Origin of the sequence: Anaerobiospirillum thomasii, from assembly GCF_900445255.1 — a bacterium.
GTDB lineage: Bacteria > Pseudomonadota > Gammaproteobacteria > Enterobacterales > Succinivibrionaceae > Anaerobiospirillum_A > Anaerobiospirillum_A thomasii.
This window is the reverse complement of record NZ_UAPU01000007.1, coordinates 880,795-900,538: the sequence shown is the minus strand read 5'-3', so window position 1 is coordinate 900,538 and position 19,744 is coordinate 880,795. Positions and strand designations below refer to the sequence as shown.

Genomic DNA, 19,744 nt, shown 5'->3' with positions numbered 1-19,744 from the left:
CAAAGTTTTTTGTCATTTTAAGAAAAAAACAATAAAAAATACAGAAAAAAATATGCTGATATTTAAAAAATTAGGGAAAATTCAAATAAATTCATGCACTATGTTAATAAAAATATGATCTTATGTAACAAAAATTAAATTAATCAAAAAAACAATTTTTGATTATAATGCATACAATGGGGGCATCAAGAGACATAGGTCATGAGTGAAAAGATAGAACAACCCACCTCCAAACGCCTGCGTGATGACCGTGAAAAAGGTGATATAGCCAAAAGTCAGGAAATACCCTCAGCGACAATAGTTCTTGCCGTTATTGCCTATTTTATTGTCAACAGCGACAGCGTTTTTACCAAGCTTATAGACTGCTGCAACTATACATTCACCACTGCAACATCAATACCTTATGATAAGGCCCTGCCACTTATAGGAGCAGTTGTTGTAGATACATCTGTTGCAATTAAATGTGTGTTAAATGGTATATTAAAAAGATTTAGAATATATTTTATTTGATAAAACTTAGCCTTTACTTAGAATAATCTAATATAAAGCCTAATCTATGTTGGCCTTGTCTTCAGTGAGCGTTATATCAACAGTTTTTATTTTTTCCTCACCTTTGTCATTTTTGCGCAACACCTTAAAGGTCATGACAGTACCGGGGCGGGTGCTTGAGATGCTATCGATTAAAGAGCGCAGATTGCCTATTTTCTTGCCATCAACCTCAATTATGACATCACCAACTTTAAGATCGGAGGTGGCGGCAGGGCCCAAAGGATCTATATAGCCAATTCTGATACCAACTGAAAACTGCTCTGATAAAGGCTGTGTACCATCATCGCTGATGCCAAGATAGCCACGTATAACGCGGCCGTGTTTTATAATCTCATCAAGAACATAGACCACAAGTTTGGTAGGTACAGCAAAGCCTATGCCATAGACTCCATACTGATAATTGTTAAAGGAGGCTGTATTGATGCCTATAAGATAACCTTTGGAGTTGACTAGGGCTCCACCTGAATTACCCTGATTGATAGGGGCATCGGTCTGAATAAGATCCTGCAGACCTTCTCTTATATTCATTTGATCGCGTGTTAAAAGACCAGAGCCTGTTCTTGCTGTAGCTGAGACTATACCATGGGTTACAGTCTGACCGAGGTTGTTGGGATTGCCTATGGTCAGAGCAATATCACCAACCTGCGGAGTCTCTTTTAGATTGATGGGAATTGGCGGCAGGTCACTGGCATTAATTTTGAGTACTGCAATATCGGTGCGTCTGTCATAGCCTACTACAAAGGCCTGATGTATTTTTCCATTGTGCTGCTGTGCCCAGATTGAGGTATTAGGTTCAATGACAGATGGTATAACATGATAATTGGTGACTATATAGCCATTTTCAGTCATGATGACGCCTGAGGCAGAGGTCATGATCTCTGCGGCATCTGCTGTAGCTGATGAGTAATTGTTGTTAAGCCTCTGTACGTAGATATTGACAACACTTGGAGCCGCCTTGGCCACGGCATAGGAAAAACCTTCTGTGTCCTGGCCTTTGGAGTAGATAATCTCTCCTATATTGCGACCGACATTGGGATTTATGATAAGTGTGGCTATGCCAGCAGTCAGACCTGCAGCTATAGGAATAATGCCAAAAAGTAGTATATTTCTTTTTTTCATAACGTAGCCTTACCCATGTCAGCTGTGTAGAGAGTCAGAGATTGTGCTTTTATTTTAACATTGTTTGTAAAGAGCTTAAAAAAATACTGCCACCTTCTGTCTTGATGGCAGTATTTTATCAAGGAAGTCAGAGACTAAAGTCTGACATAAAAAGTGAGCTTATCTTACTGTGATAAATACAGTGGTTGAGCCTCTTTGTACCCTGATGGCACTTACTTTGCCTTTGGCAGAACCAAGATACTTTTTAAGATCGGCAATATTCTTTACAGTATTACGGTTGACGCCTGTAATGATATCGCCCTGACGCAGACCAAGGGCTGCAGCCTGTGATCTCTTGTCAATCTTGGTAATCTCAACACCGCTGTTATCATCAGTGTTGACAAATTCAGCTCCTTCAAGGGCCTTTGAGATTTCCTTTACAGCCTCAGCTTCCATTTCCTGAGCCTGTGTGAGTTTGACATCAATCTTGATATCCTTGCCATCTCTGAAGATGCCAAGAGTTAATGAGGTGCCGGCCGGCTGTGTGGCCACCTTGGCGCGCAGTTCACCAAATGATGAAATTCTCTTGCCGTTGACAGAGGTGATAATGTCACCTGGCTTGATACCGGCCCTGTCAGCAGCGCCATCTTTTACCACTTCATTGACAAAGGCGCCTGAGTTTTGATTAAAGCCAAAGTTCTTGGCCAGATCAGATGTAAGCTCAGTGCCTGTAATTCCAAGCTGACCGCGTCTTACCTCACCATAGTTTTTAATTTGATCAACAATGGTCTTTACCATGTTTGATGGGATGGCAAAGCCAATACCTATATTGCCGCCGTTAGGACCTAAAATAGCAGTGTTGATACCTATAAGCTTGCCGTCTAAATCAACTAGGGCACCGCCTGAGTTACCTGAGTTGATGGCGGCGTCGGTCTGAATGAAGTTCTCAATATTCTCAATATTAAGACCTGATCTGCCAAGGGCTGAAACAATACCTGAGGTTACAGTCTGACCTAAACCAAAAGGATTGCCTACAGCTACAGTAAAGTCACCTACCTGCAGAGTATCTGAATCTGCAAATTCTAAAGCTGTAAGGTTGTCAAATTCCTTGAGCTCAAGCAGAGCCAGATCGGTGTGCGGATCCTCGCCTATCTTTTTGGCATCATACTCGCGGCCGTCAGATAAGGCGACACGGATTTCATCGGCGCCGTCTACCACGTGGAAGTTGGTGACAATATAGCCTTTTTTAGAGTCGATAATAACACCTGAACCTAGGGCTCTGAACTCACGCTGCTGCGGGGTCATGAGCTCTGGGAACATAAAGCGGAACTCTTCTGGAATATTAAAAGATGGTCCTGCTATTTCTTTTTTTCCTTTGATTACAATATTTACCACACTTGGCAATACTTTCTGAAGCATAGGGGCTAGTGTGGCTCGACCCTGTGTGCTGGTGCCTACAGCATCAATGATGGCTGATGAGGTCTGGGCACTTACTGTTGTACTTAATAAGGCACCACTTAAGGTAAGGGCTAGGGCCATTGCTCTTAAATGCTTAGAATTTTTAATCATTTATGTTCTCCTTAAAGAGCGTACGTAGTTTATTAAATCTTTGGCTGTTCCTTGACTTCAATCTCTTTATCCTCAGCAGTGGAGCTGCTGTCACCTTCTGTCTCAGAGCTTGAATCTTTACCCTGCGATGGTATATCTAAAGATTTTGAGGAGGCAGCCATCTCGGCAACACGGGCAACATTTACATCATCGATAATATTGTTGATACCGCTGTCTACGCCTTTTGTATCTGTGGCAACATCAGTCTTTGACTCTATCTCTGCACTTTTGGTCTCAACATTGTCGTTAATCTCTTGTGTGCCTGTATCATCAGCAGTGCTCTGTACCTTAACAGAGGCAGTCTGTGTGGCAGTATCTGCACTGTCCTTGTCAAGCTCTGCCTGTACATCAGGAATGAAAGACTCTTTTGTTTCTGTCTCAGGTACAAAGGCCTTTGTTTTGTCTGATGATTTCTTCTTTACTTTCAATGCTGCTAAATCCTGCTCATTGTCATCATCTAAAAACTCTGTTTCCTGAGGAATGAAACGTTCGGCATTGTTCTGCATAAATTTGGCATAATTAATATAAACCTTGTTTAAAAGTGAGAACTGTTCCTGGGCGTTTTCAAAGAACTCAACGATCATTCTGTCTTTATTGGCGTTGGCTCTTTTTATTTTGGTCATCTCATCTATAAGTTTATGTTTAGCTGAGAATTTGGTCATGGCCACAAAGGCAATTAGACCACCTAAAATAAATCCAACAACAAAAGCTAGTGATATAAGCATCATATCCATGGTGTATTTCCTCTTCCTGACTATAAATATATTATCTCATCAAACTTAGAAAAAAATTAGTAGCTCAAATCAAATAAACTATTTAAAAATTAACGGTTTTCACGCCTACTGACTAATATTTATACATGCACTGCACTGTCTGCAGAAAATAAGACTGCAAGGCCTTCTGGACAAAAGACAAGGCTCTTATCAGCCTGTGATGGGCACACAGCTCTTAAAGACACATAATTGAGTACAGGATACAGCTGTGAATATGCAAGACAGATCAGTAAAAAAATGTCTTCATAGCGTGCAAGATTTATAAAAATTTATGTAACTTAATGTTAAAAACGTGTATAATATTTGCGCCCCTCTATGTTGTATTTTTGGCTTCCCACCCAAACATACAAAGCGGATGTAAGATTGCTTATATCTGTTAGGTTAAGAGACCAGATTTATCTGGATGTTTAAAGGATTTTTCCTTAAAAGGGTTTTTTAATGAGAACTTATGTAGCAAAGCCATCAACTATTAAGCGTGATTGGTATATTGTCGATGCCGAGGGTCAGACCTTAGGTCGCATCGCAACTGAAATTGCTTTACGCCTACGCGGCAAGCACAAGCCAGAGTACACTCCTTTCATGGATACTGGTGATTATATCATCGTTATCAATGCTTCAAAGGTAAAGGTAACTGGCAACAAGACTGCTGATAAGATGTACTATCGTCACACTGGTTATCCAGGTGGCCTGAAGTCAGAGTCATTTGAGAAGTTAATTGCACGCAAACCAGAGCAGATCATTGAGACTGCTGTTCGTGGCATGCTTCCAAAGGGCCCATTAGGTCGCGCTATGTTCCGTAAACTCAAGGTATATGCTGGTGAGACACATAATCATGCTGCTCAACAGCCTCAGATTCTCAAGTTTTAAAGGAGCAATAGCAAATGGCTGATACACAGTTTTATGGCACTGGCCGTCGTAAGAGTTCAACTGCACGTGTTTTCATCAAGCAAGGCACTGGCAAAATGATCATTAATGGCCGCACAATTGAGCAGTATTTTGGTCGTCCAACATCTCGTATGGTTGTATATCAACCATTAGAGCTTCTTGAGGTTCAGGATAAGTTTGATCTGTACATTACTGTAACCGGTGGTGGTATTTCAGGTCAGGCTGGCGCTATCCGTCACGGCATCACCCGTGCTCTTATGGAGTACGATGAGAGCTTCCGTCCAGCACTGCGTAAGGCTGGTTATGTAACTCGTGATGCTCGTTCTGTTGAGCGTAAGAAGGTTGGTCTTCACAAAGCTCGTAAGCGTCCACAGTACTCAAAGCGTTAATTTTCGTTTTAAAGTATTTTATAAACCTCTGGGAGAACCCGGAGGTTTTTTTTATTAAGATTTTAATAAAAAGTACCGTAAAAATAAGGTTTTATATTTAAGCATTTTTAAATATAATTAAAGTATAAAGCTATAGGCTATGACTTTGGCCCTGTGTGGCTTGAGCAGATTAACTATGCTTTAGCATATGTTCTAAAGCATATTGTATTGTTATTCGTATTTAGAATCTTTTAAAATTATCAGTATTTGACAGGCTGGGTTGTGCCTTAGTGTAGTGACCCCAATCCTTTTAGACAAATAAGGCTGTATAAGCCTTGCAGCACATGACCTGTGACAGGGGGAAGATAAAAGGGTTTGAGCTTGAGACTTTGTATAAAAGAACATCATACGTCAGTCTTAAAGCTTATTGTCAGACTTTGCGATGAGAGTTTTTTACAGGACTTATAAAGGAGGATAGTGCCATCCTTTGCTGTGCAGCAGATTGTGTATGGTGCTTTGTTATCGATGAAAGTAAGAAATATAAATACCTTATGTCCTTATATTTTCAAGGCCTTTTATGACTGGCTTGTAGACAGTGATGTCACTCCACACCTTTTAATCAAGGTACAGACAAAGGGTGTAATTGTCCCATCGCAGTTTAGAGAACAGGATGTTATGGTTCTATCCATCTCTCCATCAGCTGTGCGCAATTTTGATATAGGTCCTAAATATCTGTCATTCAACACCCGTTTTTCAGGTGTGGATGAGTATATTGTCATTCCTTACAAAGCCATGTGCGATCTTATTGCCCATGAAGATCAGGTGGCATTCCCAATCAATATGTGGATGCAGCAGGATCTTGAAGATGATGAGGAAAATCAGGAAGACTCATATGAAAATGAGTACATGCAAGAGGAAGATGAGAACTGCGAGGATAGTGCAGATGACAGTGCTATCTTCAGAACTGTAGATGATATCAATGATGCAGAAGATAGTGCCGAGAAAAACAAGAATAAAGATAATAGCACTGATGGCGCATCTGATGATGGCTCCATGTTTACAATTGTAGACAAGGATTAGTTAAAATTTGTCTTAATGCCATTGATGTGGCGTAGAAAAAGGCCTGTTTTCATTATGAAGACAGGCCTTGTAGTTTTTATGTTAAGAGCATTTGTACAGCCTGCACTTTATAATGCGCAGGCAGTTTTGTTATTAAAATCTGCCTTTGACATCAGATCCAATCTTGTACCACATTAGTGATCTTTCAAGCAGGTTCTTATCGCCTACTATAATATCGCCAGTCAGACCATGGAGTAGATCCTCTTTTGATGAGGTAAGCTTGTCAAGGTTGAAGGCAACATTGATGGCATCATAGGCTGCAGCAAAGATCTGCAGAGTCAGGGTATCAGCCTTTGGCATATTCTTGGTGGCAGAGGCTTTTAACTGACTGTCAGTAATAAGCCATGGCATCTGACCTATGGTGGCACCATTTAGAGCAATTTCAAGACCTGTGTTATTAAGGCCATCATAGCTCTCAGAGCTTAGGTAGACAGGCATTTTAGATGGCAGCATAGCCTTGATGACATTAGCCTCACGTGAGCTTGCATTTATATACACACTGTCAGCCTGATTATAGGCACAGGTTCCAAGATCGGCCTTGGCGCTTTCCTGATTGTTAAAGCGGCAGGTATTGGCCAGTGAGTTGCCTGTACTTGCAAAGGTGCGGTTGAATCCTTCAATTACACGCTCGGCACGTGATGAGTTATTGGTAATAAGCAATGGCTTTTTATAGCCGTCAGAGAAGATCTTAGCGGCGGCATTGGTAGCCTCATAGTCAGGGCCAAGATCAAAGTAGTACATATTGGCGTTATAAGTGCCAGGCTCATTCATGGCAATGGTGGTAATTGAGTTGCTGGCAGCCACTAAAGCTTCTACCTCTGGCTTTAATACAGGGCCAATGATATAGGATGTGCCATTGGTCTTGAGCTTGGCCATAATCTCCTGCATAGACATGATATTGGTGTCATACAGATCAACATAGACCTTGGCCTCACGATCCTGCAGTGCAGCAATTACACCAAGTTTGGCAGGCTCACCGACATTTTTGGCAAAGCGGCCGGTAAGAGGTACAAGCACAGCCACTCTTTTACCATCGGCAAGCGGAGCTACAGCAGAGGCACTTTGTGTCATCTGCACAGGCTCTTTACTGTCTGTTGCAGCTGGGGCTGAGTTGATGGCAGTTAATGGGTGATCTGCATAGGTTGTAGCCCATGAGGCAAAAAGCTGCTGTTTTAAATTGGTAGTTCTTGAGCTGTTGATAAGAGCATACTCATAATAGCCCTTTTCAAGCATATCATCACTGGTGGTGGCAAGTTCGGTGAGTGTCTGTGCATCAAGCATATTTAAAATAGATACAGCTTTTTTAAGTACACTGTTTTTTTGTGTGCCATCAACAAAATTGTACAGATCTTTTTGTGCATTAAAGCCTTTAATCAGATAGCTGTTATCTTTGCTCTGCTTGTACTGTGAGATAGCAAGATTTGAAAAAAGCTGATAGTAATAGACTGCAACCTGCTTTGGCAAAGACAGGGTATTGACCTTATCCATGGTATCAAGGCCCTTTGTATACTGACCTGACAGTGAGTATACAAGTGACTGCATAATCATTATCTGATCCTGCTGCAAAGGAGTTATGGCTTTGGTTAAAAGCTCATCTATGGTCTGTCTGGCAGCAGTAAGATCGTTGTTTACAGCATAATAGCGTGTCTTTAAAATTAAGGCTGCAAACTGCGACTGTTCATCGGCTCGTGAGGCCAGATCTACATAATTCTCATTTGGATTTAGCTGTGAAAAGGCCTTGGCTGTACTGATGGAGACCTCAGGTTCAGTAAGATTTGATACACAGCCTGATAAGGAGGCGCACATGGCCAGAGCCACAATACTGAGTTTAAACTTCTTTGAGTATGATTTCACGACAAACCTCATAATTATATAGTCCTTGTGTTCATGTGATTATATCAAAACTAAACAGGCTTAATCTTTAAAAATATACCAATGCACACTTACTGATAAGAGCAAAATTTGCAAATACAGTGCAAAGAATGGTCTATGGCATAATTTTGCATGGGCTAAAAGAACTTGGGGCCTTGGTTTTAGACAGCAAAAAGCTTTGGCAGGAAGCTTAGATATACCTGCAATGACATACACTGCTTTAATTTGTTAGAATGCAAAGTAGATTTATTTTGTAAGTTAAGAGTCTGAAATGGAAAGCGCACTGTATATTGTTCCTACACCTATAGGCAACAGAGATGATATAACCAAAAGAGCCATTGACGTGCTAAATGCGGCAACTTTAATTGCAGCAGAGGATACAAGACACTCACGCAGTCTTTTAGATATGCTGGGCATTGGCCATAAAAAGATGATCTCCTGTCATGATCACAATGAACAGGAGCGCGCCAGCATGATAATTGATGAGGTGCAATCTGGCGGTGTCGTGGCCCTTGTCAGTGATGCAGGCACCCCTCTTATTTCCGATCCTGGCTATAAAGTTGTATCCATCTGCACCAAGGGTGGCATAAAGATCATACCGCTGCCAGGCGCCTGTGCCGCCATCTGCGCTTTATCTGCAAGCGGCCTACCTACAGACAGATTTTTATTCAGAGGCTTTTTGCCTGTAAAGAACAAAGAGCTTGGTGAAACTCTTTTGGATATAAAGGCGCAGAGTGTCACTGTTATAGTCTATGAATCACCGCGCCGCATCAAGGATACACTGACAGTAATACATGAATTAATGCCAGATCGCCCACTATGTGTAGCCCGTGAGATAAGCAAACTCTTTGAGACTTTCTACAGAGGCACAGCCTGTCAGATTTTAGAGGTTCTAAACAGCTCTGATAATCATGTCAAAGGTGAGTTTGTGCTTATGTTCGGTCCTGATAAAGAGCAAAGTGTAGATGATCTTACAGACAGTATAAAAAACTCTGTTGCAGAGCTTATGCCTTTTGTTCCTGCCAAGCTTTTATCCAAGGTAATAAGCGATATAAGCGGTGTCAACAAAAAGAGTCTTTATAATTTTATTATCGAAAATAAGGATGGCAATAAGAGCTAAAGTTAAAAGCTCATTTGCCATTGTCATTTATTTTACTTATAATCGTCTAATGTAAGTTGGCAAGGCAATCGCTGCTGTGTTCACGTGTTTTAACATACGGGCACAGGGGAGGAAAGTCCGGGCTCCACAGGACATGGTGCCAGGTAACGCCTGGGAAGCGTGAGCTTACGACCAGTGCAACAGAAAGTATACCGCCAGCAATGGTAAGGGTGAAATGGTGCGGTAAGAGCGCACCGCGTTTCTAGTAATAGAAATGGCAGTGTAAACTCCACCAGGAGCAAGATCAAATAGGCCCTCTTTATGTGGTCCGCATAGAGGGCGGGTTGATTGCTTGAGCCAGTAAGCGATTACTGGCCTAGAGGAATGATTGCCACTGCTTTGCAGTACAGAACCCGGCTTATTGCCAGCTTACTGACTTATTTTGCAAGTGCTACCCATAAGGCAGGGGTTTTACCTGCTGTACATTTACCACTTGCAGCCGTGACCTTGGTTATGTGTGCTGATGAATTGACAGTAATCATGGAGGTCATGGTTGATTTTATCTTATCCTCAATTCTTTTAAGATCAACATTTAAAATTTCATCACCACGTTTTACTCTCTGACCTACATTGACACATGAGACAAAGCCCTCACCCTGCAGATCAATGGCTCCTACGCCAAAGGTTACATAAAGCTCAAGCCCGCAGTCGGCCTTGATAGCAAAGGCTGAACTTGTGGCAATAAGGCGTGAGATGACGCCGTCAAAGGGGGCTACAATTACGCCGCTGTCAGGACAGATGGCCACACCATCGCCCACCACTTTTTCTGAGATGACAATATCTGGCACTTCAGTTATAGGCAGCAGTGTGCCTGACACCACTGCACTTACCTCTAAATCATCTCGTGTCTGACTGTTTGGATGGAACAGATTTGACAAAAAAGACATGCTATCCTCTATACTGATTTGTTCAGATTGTTAATCAATTCTGACAGCTCGGCTGCTGTGGACAGACTCATAACTCTCTCATAGAGCTTTTGTGAGAAGGTAGGTGAGCTGTCACGGCAGAATTTCTCTGTTGCAGATGCAATCTTGGCAATAGAGTAACTGTCAATGGTTATATATGTTACACCTAGTTTTAAGAAAAACGGCATAAGCTCTATGCGTGTTGCAAAATAACCTGCAATACCAGATGGCACATTCTCCTCATGGGCGGCGCGGCAGGCAACTGCAATCATTTTGGCTAATGCCGGAGTGAAAGACAGATCTGGTGGACGCGGAGCTGAGGCATATTCGGCAAGGGAGCTGGTGCCAATGATAAAGAGTGATGACAGACGGGCAAAGGCTTTGGCAGAGAGCACAGCTGCCGGGGTCTCAATCATAAGTACAGGCTCTATTTTGCCATGTTCGATATTTTTTTCATCAAGCTCATCGACACACATGGCAGCCAGATCATTGATGTATTTGGCCTCTGATATACGTGAGATTAAAGGATAGACCACTCTTATGGTGCGGCCCACAGAAGAGCGCAGCAGTGCTCTTATCTCCTTTTTCAAAAGTCTGGTGCCTACCTTGGCGCCATAACCCTGCAGCGGTCCTTTGCTGTCAAGCTGTACTGAAAATACAGGCTCCTTGTCGCCAGCAAAGTCAAAGGTTCTTGCTGTAATAGGAGCCTCGTTTGGCACCTTTGAGAATAAGGTGGTAAAGACTTTGACCATCTCATCTTCACTTGGCTCGTGAGGGCAGCCAAGGAATAAAAACTCAGAACGCAAAAGTCCAATGCCGTGACGCAGATAGCGATTGTCGCTTATCTCTCTCATGGCTCCTATGGAGCTTGCAATGGTTACATTGAGCAGTGAATCATCTTCTGTAAAGTCAGTAAAGCTTACGCCTCGCTGCAGAATCTTCTGGGCAATATCTGATGGCGGATCGACAAGAATCTGACCTTCTGTTGCATCAACAAGCACATTGGCGCCATCTTCAATGTTCAGGGCACCTACAGCTGAGAAAATAGATGGAATGCCAAGCTCGCGCAGCACTGTACCTAAATGGCCAGAAGACAGCCCCTCCTCAAGAATTACAGCCACAACCAGATCTGTTCTTAAACATAAAAATGAAGCAGGAGTTAGATTGGTGGCAATGATTACAGAAGGCTCTTTGAGCTGAGGGATCTGTGTCTCTGCAGATTTATCCTGATTGATGGTGGCTATAAACTCGCGGGCTAGGGCTAAAAGTTCACGGCCCTGCTCTTTAATCTCAGGATCCTCATTGTTGGCAAAGACAGATAGTTTGTCTATAAGAACATTGTTACAGGCTACAGTTGCCGAGCAACCATCATAGATAAGATTTATAATATCCTTGTTATTATCCTGTGAGGATAAGAAGCCGGCCATGGCACCAAAGAGATCTCTTACTGTATCAGGGGCAGGACCTTTTGATACGCTGTAAAGACGGTTGATAAAGGCAGAGCAGGCTTTCTGATATTTGTCAATCTGAGCCTCTGCATCAAAGCCTGTATCGATAATATCGCTGACAGCTGTAGTTTTACTAAGTTTTAAGGCACGTCCTGCAGCCACACCTTCGGCCACGGTCATTCCAGATAAAGTATACATTTACTCCTCTCCTTTATTTTTCTGCATGGCAAGGTAGTACTTGGTACCTGCACATACGGCACTAGCTGGCACAAAGAGATTGACAACAGGTATGCTGATAAGCAGTGATACTATAAGTCCGAAAATAAATGAGCTTAGGCGGTTGGCCTTAAGATCATCCTTCATATAGGAAAATTTGGTCTTGTGATTGTCATAGGCATAGTCGCAGTACTGAATGGTAGCCATCCATGAGGTTAAAAGCAGCCACAGCACAGGACTTACAATATTGATCACAGGTATGAGCATGACAATGATGCAAACTAAAAGACGAGGGATGTAATACATCATTTTCTGAATTTCACGTTTGAAAATACGCAGCACGTCTTTGAGTATATCTGTAAGCGATGAGTCAGGAACACTCACACCTGTATTTAACATTTCAACGCGCTCAGCAAGCAGACCATAAAAAGGCGAGGCTATAATGGTGGCTACAGTTGAAAAGACATACAGACCGCCAAATATTATAACAATTGCAATAAGATAGGATAAAAGGCTTGCAAGGAAGGACAGCCAATCAGGCAGTGACTGTGTCAGTGGAATTACATATTCAGTAATAGCAGAGTAGATAAAATAACAGGCGCCGCTTAATACAAAGATATTGATGATAATAGGGATAATGGTAAAAATGCGGCATTCTTTGGATAAAGAGGTTTTAAAGCCATCTATCAGCATGCTGATAATACTGCCAATAGAAACCTCTTTGCGTGCAATGTTGCTCATGTCTTATTTTTTCCTAAATAAATGATTAATCACTGATAGTATTAAAGTTTATAACTAAAAAGGTGCCTAAAAAAGTCTCTTGATGAGTTTTATCTGTAAAAAGAGATATAGCTTTAAAAAGTAGGATCTAAATTGGAAAATTACAGGCAGGCATAGGATTGCAGGGAGCAATGTGCTCCCTGCTTTTTGGTTTATATTATTTGGCTTTGTTGTTCTCGGTGGTAAAGACAGAGTTGTCACCGCCAAATGGATTTGGCTGATAGAGCTCTGCATCCCAGTCATTGTCAAACTTGACAGAGCCATCTGGCATAGTCAGCTTGAAGCGGTACTGATAGCTTTTCTGTCCTTCTCTGTCAACGGTGATTGAGCCTCTGAAGGTACCGTTTTTCTGAGGTTTCATGGCAACAGGCTGCCAGCCGTTGTGCTCGCAGAGCAGATCAATCCGTGTAGCCTGTTGAGCAGCTTCCTTTTTTATATAAAATGAAACAGTTAGTCTTTTTTCTGTAAAACGTTTGGAAATACTCATTGTGTCCTGACCTCATGTGCCTCAGAAATTATTCTTATAACGCTCTGCACAATACAGGCGCTTATATTTTTCTGATTAAATTCAAGATAACAGCCATAATAACTGTGTTCCTGGCTCTGCTCAGGAGGTTTTAGGTATACATTTTATTTTATGTACGCCACATTCAAAGACTGGCTGTGTACAGTTTTACACAAAAGCATAAATAAATTTTAACACAGCTTTAATTTTTGCAATTTTTTGAGCGTTTAATATCTTTGTAACCCGATGTGCATCGCTTGTGTACGATTTTACAGCATTTTTCACAAGATTTGTGAATTATTTTTAACAAAGAGGCTTTAAATTGCCTTGTAACTTGATACACATCGCTTGTGTAAAGCTTCTGCGCATATAAAAACCACGTGGCCTTGTGTAGGCTATCTGACCAAATCTGTCTACAATCTGTGTCAGCTCTCTGCCGCTGGCTGCCTTTGGGCGCATCTGCACAATAGTTCCTATGCGCGCGTTGATTTCATGGGCCCGCCCCTGACAGACCATATCCATAAGCTCATCATAATCTGCCTTTATTGTCTCAAGCTCATCTTTATCCGGCATAAAAAAGTAATAGCCCAGGATGCGTCTGTGCCCAAGCTCTTTATCTTCAGGGGATAAAATAAATACAAAGAGCATGCACCTTGTTTTTTTATACAGGGCTGATTTTTCAAAGGGTATATGAGTTACAGGATTAAGGTTTGCATGACACAAAAAGGTAGACTCAAGAGGCTTTAGATTTTCATCTACAGGCAGGGTTTTAAGCTCAAGGGCAAAATCTCTAAAATCTGGCAGTGGCAGGGTTTTGGCATCGGCCCCAAGCACATATTCAATCACCTGTCCTGTAAAACCCTTGCCTCTGGTGCTGTTCTCTGGCATGGCAATATCAAGCTGTCTGCAGATATCCTCAAGAGAGACCCCCTTTATAGCATCAAGGCGGTGTTTAAGCTCAGCAAGGCTTTTAGGCGCAGCAATGCTTACAGAGCTTTGCAGATGGTGTTTTACTTGTGACACGATAACTCTTTTTTGAATTTGTAAATAATATGGTGTCTGTGATAATAGCCATATTTTATGTGTTTTGTTAAAGAGTTTAAATTTTTTTAATTTTTTAGACGTTATTAGATACATGACTAGTTAAAAATATTTTATATATGAGATAATTATTTTTTAGAAAATTTTTTATCAGATATTAAGTACCAGGCGGTTTACGTGATTGATAGGGATGGGTACAGACCCAATGTTGGAATAGTTATATGTAACCGCAAAGGTCAGGTTCTCTGGGCAAGGCGCCTTAGACAGAACTCATGGCAGTTTCCCCAGGGAGGGGTAGATCTGGGCGAGAGTCCTGTAGATGCCATGTATCGTGAACTGTATGAGGAGCTGGGACTTGAGCGGAGTGATGTTACAGTCCTTGCCAGTTCAAGACACTGGTATCGCTATAAACTGCCCAAACGACTTATACGCTGGGATGTGGATCCTGTGTGTTTTGGTCAGAAGCAGAAGTGGTTTTTATTAAGGCTAAACTCAGAGAGTCAGTCTGATATAAAATTCAACTCGCGCGGCGAGCCTGAATTTGATGACTGGCGCTGGGTCAATTACTGGTATCCGGTAAGACAGGTGGTGGCTTTTAAACGCGATGTATACCGCCATGTTTTAACTGAGTTTGCCCATGCTGCCATGTTTTCACGTCCTAACAGGTCGTACGGTGGCTATAGACATAATAATAAGAATTATTAAATAAGGAGTACTAAGATGGACGATAGACAAGGTCAGATATTGCAGGCTCTTTGCAGCATCACCAGGGAAGTAGGTGCCAAAAACTCTCTGGAGACAGCTATGGCTACTCTGGTTGAGCGCATCAGACAGACCACCCTGGCAGACTGCTGTTCACTGTATCTGTGCGATGAGCTGCGACAGCGCTACAGACTGGTGGCAACTGACGGTCTGGCCCCATCGGCTGTAGGTAAGGCCTCCTTGAGCTATGGTCAGGGTCTTGTAGGTGTTGTAGGTGCAACCCGTGAGCTTTTAGATCTGGCCGATGCCCCTTCACATCCCAACTTCAAGTATCTGCCTGACGTGGGCGAGGATGAATACAAATCATTTTTAGGCGTACCTGTTATCAATCAGGGAGAGTTGCTTGGTGTGCTTGTTATTCAGAGTCGTCAGCAAAGACAGTTTGGTCAGACAGAAGAGTCCTTTTTAGTCACACTCTCAGCTCAGATTGCCTCAATTATTGCCGCCTCGCAGGCTGAAAAGAAAGATAGCGACATGAATTTAAAGCGCTATAAAGGCGCAAAAGGCACAGGTCATCTAGCAATTGCCAAGGCTCTTGTCTGGCAACCGTCAGTATCATTAGATGAGGTTAAGCTTCTACACAGTGATGATCCTCTAATGCAGCAGGAGCTTTTTCATCAGACTATATTTCAGATGCAGGTGCAGATGGATAAGGCCGCCCTTGAGATGCAGGAAAATGACAAGGGACAGGCAGCAAGCGGCTATATTGCAAGCTATGGCAAAATGCTTGATGACACTGCACTGCAGGATGAGGTTGATGCGCGTATTCTTGAAGAGGGACTGTTTGCAAGCTCAGCTATTAAAAAGGTTTTATCTGCCAAAATGGCTATGGCCAAAGAAGATGGCGATGAGGAGCTCTATCAGGAGCTTAAGGATTTTGCACAGATTTTAGTTTCACGACTGGTGCATGCAAGCAACCGCGACTTTGATTTTAACGAGCAGGTGATTTTGGTGGTGGAGTCACTGCCGGCAGCCATGCTTGCCGAGCTGCCTCGCGAGAAGATTGTAGGTTTTGTGGTGACCTCATTCAATACCACCTCGCATGCTACCATTTTAGCGCGCGATCTTGGCATACCTTCAGTTTTTGGTGTGGAGCTTGATCCTCAGGAGGTTGACGGCAGGGTGCTTGTAGTCAACGGCTGTGAGGCTGAGGTGCTTTTAGATCCGCCGCAGAGTGTCATAGATGAATTTGAACAGCTTATAAATCAGGACAGAGAGCAGGCCGATCTGTTCTACAAAGAGCGCAATCTTGAGCCAGTGACTTTAGATGGTGTACCAGTTGCAGTTCAGCTAAATGCCGGCATGAATCATGATGAGGCCGAACATATCTGCGATATGGTTGACGGTGTTGGTCTGTATCGTACTGAGATTGCCTTTATGCTCACACAGTCCTTCCCGTCAGAGGCTCAGCAGATTGAGTGGTACAAGGAAATATTGGGCGACTATAAAGGCAAGAGTGTCTGCATGCGTACTCTTGATGTAGGCTCTGACAAGGGTCTGCCTTATCTGCCATGTCAGGAGGTCAATCCTGCTCTTGGCTGGCGAGGCATCAGGGTGAGCATGGATCAGCCTCAGATCATGATGACACAGTTAAAGGCCATGCTCAGTGCCAATATTGAATATGGCAATCTTGAGATTATGATACCAATGGCCTCACGTCTTGATGAGGTTTTATTTGCAAGAGACTGTATACAAAAAGCCCGCAGCGAGATTGAATCGGCCACAGGAGTCAGTGTGCCTGATGTACGTTTTGGCGTTATGGTTGAGGTGCCAAGCCTTGTCTATATGCTAGATGACGTGGCACCTTATGTTGATTTCTTCTCCATAGGCTCAAATGATCTTGTGCAGTATCTTTTAGCTGTGGACAGAGCCAATACCAAAGTCAGCCGTTTTTATGATGACTTCCATCCTGCTGTTGTAAGGTGTTTGAGCTATCTTGCAAGCAGAGCCAAAGAGCTTGACAAGCCTATTACAGTCTGTGGCGAGCTTGCAAGTTCACCTTTGGGTGTAATGCTGCTTATTTCTCTTGGCTTTGACAGAGTATCTATGAACTACTCGGGTATAAGTCGTATAAAATATATAATACGCAGACTGTGTCACAGTGAGCTTATTGAGCTTGGACAAAAAGCTGTGACACTGCATGATTGCACACAGATACGCAATCTATATAATAAATATGCCAAAGATCATGGCCTAAGCCGCATCCTTGATGTAGCAGACGGTTTTTAATTTAATTTTCTAGGAGACAGCTGTGCAGAATTATCTTGATTTGATGCGAAAGATTAAGGATGAGGGCGTAGACAGAGATGATAGAACTCATACTGGCACCAGATCTATTTTTGGCACACAGATGCGTTTTGATTTAAGTGCAGGCTTTCCGCTGCTTACAACAAAAAAGGTACATTTAAAATCCATTATTCATGAGCTTTTATGGTTTCTTTCAGGAGATACCAATATTCGTTATCTTAAGGAAAACGGTGTTTCCATATGGGATGAGTGGGCTGATGAAAATGGCGATCTTGGTCCTGTTTATGGCAAACAGTGGCGATCATGGCCGCGCGAGGATGGTAGCTGCATTGATCAGATTGCAAATGTGGTACATACCTTAAAGACCAATCCAGATTCACGCCGTATTATTGTTTCAGCCTGGAATCCTGCCGAGGTTGAAAAGATGGCTCTGCCTCCTTGTCATGCGCTCTTTCAGTTTTACGTGGCCAACAATAAACTCTCATGTCTTTTGTATCAGAGATCATGTGATTTCTTTTTAGGTGTGCCATTTAATATTGCAAGCTACTCACTGCTGACTATGATGATGGCCAAAGAGTGCGGTATGGAGCTTGGTGAGTTTATCTGGACCGGTGGTGATACCCATCTGTATCATAATCATTTTGAGCAGGCAGACGAGCAGCTAAAACGCACCCCAAGGGCACTGCCAAAGATGATTATAAAGAGAAAGGCCAAAGATATTTTTGATTATAAATATGAAGATTTTGAGCTTGTAGATTATGATCCTTATCCTGTAATCAAAGCTCCTGTGGCGGTATAAAATGGAAGATTTTGGAAAAATAAAATGGCAGTCACGCCGTGGTATGCGTGAACTTGATTTAATGCTTTTACCTTTTGTTGACAAGGATTTGCCAAATATGGATCCTAAGTATGTTGACATGTATATGGATCTGTTAAATGCAACCGATCTTGAGCTGTTCCGCTGGCTGCACGGCACAGCAGAGCCTGACAGTCAGAGCAGAAAGGAAATGATTGAAATTATTATTGCCTGTCATGCCACCCGTGTCGGAGTTGAGGGCGTGTAATGGGTTTTATGCAGTTTGATTTACAGGACGGTCTTGTTGAGAAGATAAAGGAGCTAGGCTGGGATAAGCCTACTCCTATACAGGCCATTGCCATACCTAAGGCTCTTGATGGCTTTGATATTCTAGGCTGTGCTCCCACAGGCACAGGTAAAAGTGCAGCCTTTTTACTGCCTATAATCAGTGCTTTGTATACAGACACAGATGACAGGCCAAAGGCACTTATTCTTGAGCCTACACGTGAGCTTGCCATGCAGGTGTGTGCTGTAGGATCTGATTTAGCCTGCGATGTTATGCAGATAAGCTCTGTCATAGGTGGAGAGGGGCGTGATATACAGCGTCAGAAATCACCAAAGATTGTGGTGGCAACACCTGGCCGTTTGAGTGAATTTATTAAAAAGCAGTGGCTTGATCTTAGTGAAGTTGAGTATCTTGTCATAGACGAGGCTGACAGAATGCTTGATATGGGTTTTAGAGATGATGTGCTTAAAATTGTCTCTGAGCTTGTATCTGTAAGACAGGCTATGCTCTTTAGCGCCACTCTTGAGGGTTTTGGTGTCAGAGATTTTGCCAGTGAGATTTTAGAGGATCCTATTGAAATCAAGATTGGATCAGGTGAAAACTCTGATGAAAAATTGCCTGAGCTTTTATCAGCCAGAGCCTATTATGCTGCCAATTCCACACAGAAGGTCAAAATTATTATCCATCTTCTGACGACAGCCAACGGACGATCTGTGGTCTTTGCCCGAACCAAGGACAGGGCTTTAGAGCTTTTTTCCTCGCTTAGTAAAAATAAATTTAAAGTGGTGCTGCTTACAGGCGATCAGTCGCAGAATGAAAGGCAGGCCTCTCTTGGCAAATTCAAAGATGGTGAGGCCAATATTCTTGTGGCAACAGATGTGGCGGCCCGTGGCCTTGATCTTCCGGAGATTGCAACTGTCTATAATTTTGATCTGCCAAACAATGCTGCAACCTATGTGCACAGGGCAGGACGCACTGCACGTGCCGGTGCCAAAGGCGTAGTGGTCTCATTAGTTGAGAAGGTTGAGTTGCCATTGATGCTAAAGATTGAGCGCTATACACAAAAGGATATTGAAAGACGCTCTATAAAGGGTCTTTGTGCGGCATTTGTGGAGAGTGATACTCTGCAGAGTGTACAGAAAAAAGGCAGAGCCTCAATGGGTGGCAAGGGTGGCTTTGAGAAAAAGAAAAAGGGCGAGGACAAAAAGGTTCGCGTCAAGATAAGAGAGCGCCACAAGAAGAACAAAGGAAAACCTGATTTTGCATTGAAGAGAGCCAGAAAAGCAGCTTTAAAGGCAGCTCAGGAAGGAAAAGAAGTTTAAATAGG

The 19,744-nt window shown here is 42.7% G+C and carries 19 protein-coding genes and 1 other RNA gene; 11 read left to right on the top strand and 9 right to left on the bottom strand.

The window, feature by feature from the left end; translation table 11 throughout:
* The first annotated feature begins 201 nt into the window (after positions 1–201).
* Positions 202–510, top strand: coding sequence for an EscU/YscU/HrcU family type III secretion system export apparatus switch protein (locus tag DRZ93_RS11145; protein WP_113743561.1), 309 nt, complete (start codon positions 202–204; stop codon positions 508–510).
* 39 nt (positions 511–549) lie between these two features.
* On the opposite strand, the gene DRZ93_RS11140 is transcribed toward DRZ93_RS11145, so the two are convergent.
* The 3 genes from DRZ93_RS11140 to DRZ93_RS11130 form a co-directional block, all read right to left on the bottom strand.
* Positions 550–1,668 carry a S1C family serine protease gene (locus DRZ93_RS11140; RefSeq protein ID WP_113743562.1) on the bottom strand — a complete coding sequence of 373 codons (1,119 nt, stop codon included), beginning with the start codon at positions 1,666–1,668 and terminating at the stop codon, positions 550–552.
* Between the two features lie 159 nt (positions 1,669–1,827).
* Positions 1,828–3,216, bottom strand: coding sequence for a Do family serine endopeptidase (locus DRZ93_RS11135; RefSeq protein ID WP_425450904.1), 1,389 nt, complete (start codon positions 3,214–3,216; stop codon positions 1,828–1,830).
* A 32-nt stretch (positions 3,217–3,248) separates the two neighbouring features.
* Positions 3,249–3,989 carry a Z-ring associated ZapG family protein gene (locus DRZ93_RS11130; protein ID WP_113746617.1) on the bottom strand — a complete coding sequence of 247 codons (741 nt, stop codon included), beginning with the start codon at positions 3,987–3,989 and terminating at the stop codon, positions 3,249–3,251.
* Between the two features lie 477 nt (positions 3,990–4,466).
* Between DRZ93_RS11130 and rplM the strand changes: the two genes are divergently transcribed.
* The 3 genes from rplM to DRZ93_RS11115 all read left to right on the top strand — a co-directional run bounded on the left by rplM (position 4,467) and on the right by DRZ93_RS11115 (position 6,361).
* Positions 4,467–4,895, top strand: coding sequence for a 50S ribosomal protein L13 (gene rplM, locus DRZ93_RS11125; protein WP_113743564.1), 429 nt, complete (start codon positions 4,467–4,469; stop codon positions 4,893–4,895).
* A 14-nt stretch (positions 4,896–4,909) separates the two neighbouring features.
* Positions 4,910–5,302, top strand: coding sequence for a 30S ribosomal protein S9 (gene rpsI / locus DRZ93_RS11120; protein WP_113743565.1), 393 nt, complete (start codon positions 4,910–4,912; stop codon positions 5,300–5,302).
* 456 nt (positions 5,303–5,758) lie between these two features.
* A complete protein-coding gene (locus DRZ93_RS11115) occupies positions 5,759–6,361 on the top strand; it encodes a stringent starvation protein B (protein ID WP_113746616.1) in 603 nt (200 codons plus the stop codon).
* A 132-nt stretch (positions 6,362–6,493) separates the two neighbouring features.
* Here the strand turns inward: DRZ93_RS11115 and DRZ93_RS11110 are convergent, their stop codons facing one another.
* Positions 6,494–8,254 carry a penicillin-binding protein activator gene (locus tag DRZ93_RS11110; RefSeq protein ID WP_172458216.1) on the bottom strand — a complete coding sequence of 587 codons (1,761 nt, stop codon included), beginning with the start codon at positions 8,252–8,254 and terminating at the stop codon, positions 6,494–6,496.
* A gap of 289 nt (positions 8,255–8,543) precedes the next feature.
* Between DRZ93_RS11110 and rsmI the strand changes: the two genes are divergently transcribed.
* Complete coding sequence (rsmI, locus tag DRZ93_RS11105) at positions 8,544–9,392, top strand: 16S rRNA (cytidine(1402)-2'-O)-methyltransferase (protein ID WP_113746614.1); 849 nt, start codon at positions 8,544–8,546, stop codon at positions 9,390–9,392.
* A 52-nt stretch (positions 9,393–9,444) separates the two neighbouring features.
* Positions 9,445–9,807: RNase P RNA component class A (gene rnpB / locus DRZ93_RS11100), an RNA gene on the top strand.
* Between the two features lies 1 nt (position 9,808).
* On the opposite strand, the gene DRZ93_RS11095 is transcribed toward rnpB, so the two are convergent.
* The 5 genes from DRZ93_RS11095 to DRZ93_RS11075 all read right to left on the bottom strand — a co-directional run bounded on the left by DRZ93_RS11095 (position 9,809) and on the right by DRZ93_RS11075 (position 14,308).
* Entirely contained in the window at positions 9,809–10,318 is a 510-nt protein-coding gene (locus tag DRZ93_RS11095; protein ID WP_113743569.1) for a glucose PTS transporter subunit IIA, read from the bottom strand.
* Positions 10,319–10,326: 8 nt separating this feature from the next.
* A complete protein-coding gene (locus tag DRZ93_RS11090; protein WP_113743570.1) occupies positions 10,327–11,982 on the bottom strand; it encodes a putative PEP-binding protein in 1,656 nt (551 codons plus the stop codon).
* A complete protein-coding gene (gene cysZ, locus DRZ93_RS11085) occupies positions 11,983–12,741 on the bottom strand; it encodes a sulfate transporter CysZ (RefSeq protein WP_113746613.1) in 759 nt (252 codons plus the stop codon).
* 196 nt (positions 12,742–12,937) lie between these two features.
* Positions 12,938–13,267, bottom strand: coding sequence for an early set domain-containing protein (locus DRZ93_RS11080; RefSeq protein ID WP_113746612.1), 330 nt, complete (start codon positions 13,265–13,267; stop codon positions 12,938–12,940).
* 321 nt (positions 13,268–13,588) lie between these two features.
* Complete coding sequence (locus DRZ93_RS11075; protein ID WP_172458214.1) at positions 13,589–14,308, bottom strand: DNA mismatch repair protein MutH; 720 nt, start codon at positions 14,306–14,308, stop codon at positions 13,589–13,591.
* 195 nt (positions 14,309–14,503) lie between these two features.
* Here DRZ93_RS11075 and rppH point away from each other — a divergent pair, with 195 nt between their 5' ends.
* The 5 genes from rppH to DRZ93_RS11050 are packed head-to-tail and all read left to right on the top strand — an operon-like array spanning position 14,504 to position 19,739.
* Complete coding sequence (rppH, locus tag DRZ93_RS11070) at positions 14,504–15,031, top strand: RNA pyrophosphohydrolase (RefSeq protein ID WP_113743574.1); 528 nt, start codon at positions 14,504–14,506, stop codon at positions 15,029–15,031.
* A gap of 15 nt (positions 15,032–15,046) precedes the next feature.
* Positions 15,047–17,317, top strand: coding sequence for a phosphoenolpyruvate--protein phosphotransferase (gene ptsP, locus DRZ93_RS11065; protein WP_113746610.1), 2,271 nt, complete (start codon positions 15,047–15,049; stop codon positions 17,315–17,317).
* 22 nt (positions 17,318–17,339) lie between these two features.
* On the top strand, positions 17,340–18,134 hold the full coding sequence (locus DRZ93_RS11060) for a thymidylate synthase (protein WP_113743576.1): 795 nt from the start codon (positions 17,340–17,342) through the stop codon (positions 18,132–18,134).
* 1 nt (position 18,135) lies between these two features.
* Positions 18,136–18,399, top strand: coding sequence for an FAD assembly factor SdhE (locus DRZ93_RS11055; protein WP_113743577.1), 264 nt, complete (start codon positions 18,136–18,138; stop codon positions 18,397–18,399).
* Positions 18,399–19,739, top strand: coding sequence for a DEAD/DEAH box helicase (locus DRZ93_RS11050; protein WP_113746609.1), 1,341 nt, complete (start codon positions 18,399–18,401; stop codon positions 19,737–19,739). Before DRZ93_RS11055 ends, DRZ93_RS11050 begins: the two co-directional genes overlap by 1 nt.
* Positions 19,740–19,744 lie beyond the last annotated feature (5 nt).